The organism is Microcoleus sp. PH2017_24_DOB_U_A (genome assembly GCF_020738205.1).
Lineage (GTDB): Bacteria > Cyanobacteriota > Cyanobacteriia > Cyanobacteriales > Microcoleaceae > Microcoleus.
On sequence record NZ_JAEQCT010000081.1, the window covers coordinates 37,552 to 45,009 of the forward strand.

Annotated in this window: 5 protein-coding genes; 2 read left to right on the plus strand and 3 right to left on the minus strand. The window is 48.7% G+C overall.

Annotated elements, in window-relative coordinates:
- Positions 1 to 77: 77 nt before the first annotated feature.
- Together JGK07_RS22500 and JGK07_RS22505 are read right to left on the minus strand one after the other, a co-directional pair.
- The gene (locus tag JGK07_RS22500) at positions 78 to 884 is read right to left on the minus strand and encodes an ABC transporter permease (protein ID WP_293190518.1); all 807 of its coding nucleotides are present in this window, start codon (positions 882 to 884) and stop codon (positions 78 to 80) included.
- Positions 885 to 1,210: 326 nt separating this feature from the next.
- Entirely contained in the window at positions 1,211 to 1,750 is a 540-nt protein-coding gene (locus tag JGK07_RS22505) for a hypothetical protein (protein ID WP_293224886.1), read from the minus strand.
- 71 nt (positions 1,751 to 1,821) lie between these two features.
- On the opposite strand from JGK07_RS22505, the gene ruvB reads away from it, so the two are divergent.
- Positions 1,822 to 2,922, plus strand: coding sequence for a Holliday junction branch migration DNA helicase RuvB (gene ruvB / locus JGK07_RS22510; RefSeq protein ID WP_293196652.1), 1,101 nt, complete (start codon positions 1,822 to 1,824; stop codon positions 2,920 to 2,922).
- A gap of 576 nt (positions 2,923 to 3,498) precedes the next feature.
- Here the strand turns inward: ruvB and JGK07_RS22515 are convergent.
- Positions 3,499 to 4,971 carry a TAXI family TRAP transporter solute-binding subunit gene (locus JGK07_RS22515; protein WP_293190495.1) on the minus strand — a complete coding sequence of 491 codons (1,473 nt, stop codon included), beginning with the start codon at positions 4,969 to 4,971 and terminating at the stop codon, positions 3,499 to 3,501.
- Positions 4,972 to 4,983: 12 nt separating this feature from the next.
- Between JGK07_RS22515 and recN the strand changes: the two genes are divergently transcribed.
- On the plus strand, positions 4,984 to 6,741 hold the full coding sequence (gene recN, locus JGK07_RS22520) for a DNA repair protein RecN (RefSeq protein ID WP_293224884.1): 1,758 nt from the start codon (positions 4,984 to 4,986) through the stop codon (positions 6,739 to 6,741).
- Positions 6,742 to 7,458: the final 717 nt, after the last annotated feature.

Genomic DNA, 7,458 nt, shown 5'->3' on the forward strand with positions numbered 1-7,458 from the left:
ATTCATTACTCGAATCCTCGGACTTCCAGGTAGAGGTCGCCCTCAACTGTCAACTGTCAACTGTCAACTGTCAACTGTCAAAGCACGTCAGCAAAAGCGGGGCGCAAACGGCGGTAAACTGCAAAACCTGCACAAAATATAGCAGCAGAAATCAGGGTGGCGACACCCCATTCACCCCAATGCTTGACTTCTCCAAGCAGTATCAGATCTCGGTAAATCTCGGAGATGGCGGCCATTGGATTGAGCCAAAATATCCACGCTCGCCATTCTTCGGGGATGATTGATGCTGGATAGACGATCGGCGTCAAATAAAACCAAAAATTTAGAATAACACCTAATGTCTGAGGAATGTCTCGCAAAAACACTGTCAAGCCCGCTGTCAAATATCCCAAGCCCGCTGTTAGCAGCAACTGAGGCGCCCAAACCAGTGGCAGCAAGCATAAAGTAGCGTTGAGCTTTTGCGTGGACACTGCTACGATCAAAATCAAAGCTGCTAAACCGAGAGAACTTTCAATAAAAGCGGTCAAAATCGGCACTAGCGGCAGCAAACCGAGGGGAAATACCACTTTTTTGACTAAATTTGGCTGCCCAACCACGGATACTCCCGATTTAATCAAACCGCTGGTGAAGGCACTCCAAGGCAATAAACCTGCAAACAGCCAGACTCCAAAGGTAATGTCACTGTTTTCGGGGAACCCTGCAAGTTGGAGCTTGACCTTGAGGACGATCGAGAATACATAAGTGTAAATCACCAATTGCGATAGCTGATTCAGCAGCGGCCACAAATTGCCCAGAATCGAACCTTTGTATTGAGCTTCCAAGTCCCGGCGCACCAATGTTGTCAGTAGATGCAGCTTCGTCCACCGTTGGCTGCTTGCGGGCATCCTGCCGCGAGCCGATCGGGCTTTTTGGGCAACTCCTTTCACCGTTCTCAGCAATTTTTTCGCCCTCGTTCACTAACCTTCACACCTAAATCAACTCCAGCTACGATTGTGCAGCTTTTGCTAAACCGCAATTATTCCACAGCCCCGCCGCTTTGATCAAGCATCTGCTGGCAAAGATCGGACTCGGCGGTTGAAACCGCGTCTAGACAAACGAAGTCTGCCTCCGCAGACTGAAGAAAATAAGAGACAAAATTGCAAAAGTCCTTTTAATCAATTTTTTGAGCGGGACTGTAGCCCATCCTAGCTATTTTTGCTAGAGGTCTACTTTACCCGATCGCCTGACTCACTGCTGAACGTATCGCCAGTTTTTGCTCGTCGTCGTAGCCCCACCGTTCAAAAAATTCCTCGTACTCGCCGCTAGCATTCTGCAAACTTTCCAGCATTTCGGACGCTACAGCTTTACAGGCGGGCATTTGCAGGATTTGAATCAAATTGTGCGATCGCCCCTGCACTCTAGCAGAACCCGCGGCTCTTTCCTCGCTTTGATGGCGCGAATGATAGACAACCATCGCCGACGACATCGCTAAATTTTTCACCAGCAGTTCTGCTACGATCTCAGGAGCCGATCGCAGCGCCTCGATCGCTCCGGGTGAAGGCCTGTCTGCCACCTGTCCCTCGTCCGTCAGATAAGTAACAAAAAAACCCCGAGCACCGTTCTTAGTTTTCACCAGAGAGGCCACTGCTTGCTCGATCTGGGCCTCTGAAAGTCGTGAACCCTCAATTTGGGGCAATAAAGATTGAGTCAGCTCGATCGCCCCCTCAAAAGTTATGCTTTCCGAGGCTAATAAAGAAGATGGAATACTCATAGCGAACTCAATACTGGTAATGATTCCGCTCACAATTGTAAACAATTCCCATTGCCCGATCGCAAATAACTATGGCAATTATCTCCTCCAAACAACAACCACCCGACCCAAATCTACCCGAAGACATAGCCCCGGCACCCCGGAAAAAAGCCGCCAAACCCGAGACGGAATCGCTACTAGAATCGCAAGAACTACCCGACGAAATCAACAGCAAACAAGAAGACAAAATCCGGCCCCAGCGGTTAGCTGAATATATCGGGCAAAAAGACTTGAGAGAAGTTTTGGCGATCGCAATTGCAGCAGCCAAATCCCGCGGCGAACCGATGGATCACCTGTTACTCTACGGCCCGCCGGGATTGGGCAAAACCACAATGTCGCTAATTTTAGCAGCAGAAATGGAAGTTGAATGCAAAATCACCACAGCCCCCGCCCTAGAAAAACCGCGAGATATTGTCGGATTGCTAATCAACCTGAAAGCAGGCGACGTGCTGTTTATCGACGAAATTCACCGATTATCGAAAGTTACAGAAGAAATCCTGTATCCAGCGATGGAAGACTGCCGCTTAGATATTACGATCGGTCAAGGAAAAAGCGCCAAAATCCGCAGCATTCCGCTGAAACCCTTTACCTTAGTAGGCGCCACCACCAAAGTTGGGTCGCTGACATCTCCATTGCGCGATCGCTTCGGCTTGATCCAAAGACTGCGATATTACGAAATAGACGAACTTAGTCTAATTGTCCAAAGAACCGCCCAAGTTCTTGACACTCAAATCACCCCAGAAGGAGCCGAAGAAATTGCCCGCCGCGCTCGCGGAACACCCCGGATTGCCAACCGTTTGCTGCGCCGAGTCAGAGACTACAGCGAAGTCAAAAATTTAAAGCCAATCAACGCCGAAGTTGCCTCCGTCGCCCTCGAATTGTTCAACGTCGATCCGCTAGGTTTGGATTGGACAGATCGGTCTCTTTTGACAGCAATGATCGAAAACTTTAACGGCGGCCCCGTGGGTTTAGAAACCCTCGCAGCTTCTACAGGAGAAGACACTCAAACAATTGAGGATGTGTACGAACCTTATTTAATGCAAATCGGATTTTTGCAGCGAACAAGTCGGGGTAGAATTGCCACAGCCGCTGCTTGGAAACACCTAGGTTTTGTCTCACCTAAATTATTGTAGGGTGCGTTAGATGGAGCGTGCTTAAATAATTGCGATGGAACAGTCGTAGGGTGCGTCGCCCTCGAAAATTCCCAAAGAAATATCGATAATCTTACAGCGACGCACCTGACAAACAGCGCTACAGTGCATCAGGAAAGGCAATTCTCAATCATCACTGAAAATTCTATCACAAAGCCCTGCACGAAACTCGTCATGTTGTTGATTGATACATTATATCGTTTCCGGTTGCATCGGTATTCTTTAAACCGTAAACAATTAACAGTCAACAGTTAACATTCAACATCACCTGACAGTACAACCGAAATTGATATAACTTGCTATCTAACAAATTTTAAGAGGGCTCGCATCCCAACAACATACCTTTCTTAGTACGTAGTTGCGATGCAAGCGCTCTTGGGGCTCGCATCCCAACAACATACCTTTCTTGGTACGTAGTTGCGCTTCAGCGCTCTTGGGGCTCGCATCCCAACAACATACCTTTCTTGGTACGTAGTTGCGATGCAAGCGCTCTTGGGGCTCGCATCCCAACAACATACCTCATCTTTTTGGTAAAGGCTATATGTCTATCACAATCAATCACACACTATCCGAAGCCAGACGCAACTCCCGCAACATCTTTTCTCGCTCGCGCGCAATTCTTATAGCAGTTTCCCAAGTAAAAGTAAAAGATTGAAAAGAATCAGAATCAATCCGATCTTCGTCCAAATCTACAATCACCTGGTTAAAAATCTCAAATAACTCTTCTTGCAAGAAATGAATTTCATGCGAAGTTTTCGCTTGACGAATTTTTTGAATCAAACTTAAAATCGCCAAATTAAACTGATCGGCTTGATTTTTTTGTTTTTCTACAAAGCGCGAGCGCAACTGCCAAACCCAAGAGGCGAAAAGCGTTCCGATAGATAAATATAAAGCCATAAGATCGGAATTAGCCGCCCAAAAATCCGGCTTTTCGCGATCGTAATAAGCCTGAGCGCCCTCATGTAGGGGCAAAGCCAAACCCCCATTTCCTCCAGGCTGACTAATCATTGCCGCCAGCGAATTAGCAGCTACCAAATTGCGGCGGTACTCGAACACAATCCGCGTAATTTCCCGCACGATCTCCGGATCGACATCCTTCCGGGCCAACAGAGTAGCCTGCACTCCCACGGTCGCCAAATCTGCATCGGGAACAGCCGGATCGGCTTTGTAAGTACCCTTAGGAATCATATCGGCTTCCAAATAAGGCAACTTTATTTTCATGGCAGATCCTTGGTCGATCTGTACTAGCTTTCCCTGCGTATTTTGCAGCAAGTTTCTAACCAGATCGCTGCCGGGAGGCAGTACCCTAAAAATAGCATCAACCTCCCCATTACTAAATAATTTACTAGCCTCTGTCCAAGAATTTGGAGTAAACATAAAATCGGTTTCTTTTAAACCATAATGTTCGCTCATCAACCAAAAAGAACTGTAAGAACCACTGCCTCTTGCCATCAGTGCAATATGTTTGCCTTTTAAATCCGAAATACTTTTAATTCCCGACTGTTCGGAAACAATTAAATGAAAAACTTCCTTAAACAACGAAGCTATTACCCGAGCAGAAGGTACCGCAGCCGTATCGTTTTGTACGATCGCTAACTGAGCCTCATTCGACTCAAGCTTCCGCATATTTTCCTCAGCACCTTGAGTTTCAATAACTTGAATGCGGATGCGCGGATTGTGTTTCACGACGACATCAGCAAGTGCCTGTCCGAAAGGGTAATAATTCCCAGTTTTTGTTCCCGTGGCCAGTGTTAATTGATAGACTCGCTCCTTGTCTTGGTGAAGCTTCCAGCCAAAAGCTCCAATCAGGACAAAGCTTAAGAGAGCAACGGGCAGCAGTAATTTACTTTGCATTGATGTTGAGACTCGATCGATAATGGCAAAATTACAAGTATTGTAGTTGAAAATCAAAAGAAGACTCGGGAAATTCGACGCGCCCGATAGGGGAGGAGTCAATGCCCTGCGCGGGCCCCATTCCCAATGCCCCATTCCCCATTCCCTATGCCCCATTCCCCATTCCCAATTCCCCATTCCCAATTCCCCATGTTACTATCCCTCAGAATAGAAAACTTTGCCCTAATTGACCGCCTGGATCTAGACTTTGGCCCGAGTTTGAACGTATTTACAGGGGAAACCGGGGCTGGAAAATCGATTATCTTAGATGCGATCGATGTAGTTTTGGGCGGGAAAGTCGATCGCCGATCGATTCGCACCGGAGCAACGCGGGCAATATTGGAAGCTACCTTTGAATTAGACTCATCCGCCGCCAAGTGGCTCTTCGAGCAAGAAATCGAACCCATAGATGGCAATTTAGCCGTTTGCAGCCGGGAAATTAACGTATCTAGCGGTGCTTTGCGGAGTCGATCGCGTTTGAACGGAATTCTCGTCAACCGCCAGTTAATGGAGCAACTGCGCGATCGGCTTGTGGAAATTACGGCCCAAGGCCAAACCGTCCACCTCGGCCAAGAAACTCTCCAGCGAGAATGGCTGGATTTGTACGGTGGTAAAAAACTCACTCAAGCGCGATCGACAACCAGCACCGCGTGGCTGGGGGCTGCCAGCGCCAAAACAGCCCTCAACCGCAGGCGTCAGTCGGAACAACAGCGGCTGCAAAGACTGGATTTATTAGAATACCAAGTCCGAGAACTTAGCGAAGCCCACATCGAAGACGGCGGGGAACTCGAACAGCTAGAACAAGAATCAATCCGCCTCGGCCACGTCGTCGAATTGCAGCAGCAGAGTTACCGAGTTCACCAGGCCCTTTACCAAAACGACGGCGATAGCGCCTCAGCCGCCGACTTGTTGAGCAAAGCCGAGGAAATTTTAAACGACATGGTAGTCTACGATGTCCAGTTGCAACCAATTTTAGAAATGGTCAGCGACGCCCTAGCTCAAGCCACAGAAGCCAGCAGCCAAATTAGCAGCTACGGCGAACAATTAGAAGCAGATCCCGAAAGACTCGAAGAAGTAGAAGATCGGATTCGCGAACTCAAACAAATTTGCCGCAAATACGGGCAGCTCTCAGAAGCGATCGCCTACTACCACAGCATCCAAAACGAACTAAACGAACTTTTAGAAGGAGGCGAGTCAATGGAAGCCTTAGAACTCGCATATCAGACTGCTCTAGAGCAATTAAAAGACGCTTGCAGCCACCTCACCATCCTGCGGCGCGAAGCAGCCCTGAAACTCGAAACCCACCTCGTGGGAGAACTTAAGCCCTTAGCTATGGAAAAAGTCCAATTTCAAGTCGAGATCTCGCCCTGTAGCCCAACCGCCACCGGTGCTGACCAAATTGCCTTTTGTTTCAGCCCCAACCCGGGGGAACCGCTGCAACCTTTAGGGGCGATCGCCTCCGGGGGAGAAATGAGCCGCTTTCTACTCGCCATCAAAGCCTGTTTTTCCCAAATTGAAAGCGCCGGAACCCTAATTTTTGACGAAATCGATGCCGGAGTCTCCGGGAGAGTCGCCGGTGCGATCGCCAAAAAGCTCTATCAACTCTCCGACAAACACCAAGTTTTGTGCGTCACCCACCAGCCGCTAATCGCCGCCATGGCTGATTGTCATTTTCGCGTCAACAAACAGACGATCGCAGCCGAAGCAACTATCGGCGAAGCAGCCAACTCCGAACCGGGCGAACGGACTGTCGTCAGAGTTGCCGTCCTCAACAGCCAGCAGCGACGGGAAGAACTCGCCCAACTCGCCAGCGGCAGATCGGCCACAGAGGCGATCGCCTTCGCCGAATCACTACTCGTCGAAGCCGCCGGATTGCGCCAAAGTCAGTCGGCCAAACCCTCAAAGTAGCAGCATTGCTCCCGAATCGCCAATCAAAAATAGTCTTGTCAGTAAATCCACCTAAACTTAACGTAAAATATGAATCGCGATCGAGCTTGCTGTGTATGTCTTCTGACTTCATCGCGATAGATAACGAAAGTCTTCTTGCTCTTCTTTTACTCACCGTTCCGAGTCTCCCAAACGGTTTGAAGGAAATATGGAGATTTAAAAAACCAGTTTCAATGCCCAAAACTGCAAAAAAACTGCAACTGACAACCGACGATCGAACGGCGTCAAACTCAGTTCTTCAAAGCCTAATCTGATCCTCCAGGCGATCGGGGGGTCAAAAGGCGGACTTTTTTTCCGAGTCGGAGGTTACACTGAAAATGACCGAAAAACGAGGCGCAAGCCCCGTCCTTTTAAGGCTGGGGTCTAGCCGATTAGCGACTTCAGTCGCCTTGGAGCGAGTGCGCGGCTTCAGCCACACTACGTGTTGAATCAACCTAGTGCGGAGAAATCCCGGCAACCGAGATATCTGGCACGCTAACCCAGAATACTTAAAGGGCAAATAAAGGCAGGTAGAGGAGCGTACCTATCTGGCAAGAGTGATGGACTCGGAAAACAAACAAATAAAAAGTAAGCCCAATAGCCACAAGCTTGAGGGTCTAGAGGGATATTTGAATGTCCCACTGTCGCCCTTTTGGGTGGGCCCGAATCCCCGTCGCTTTAGCCCTGGGGAGGTTCAAA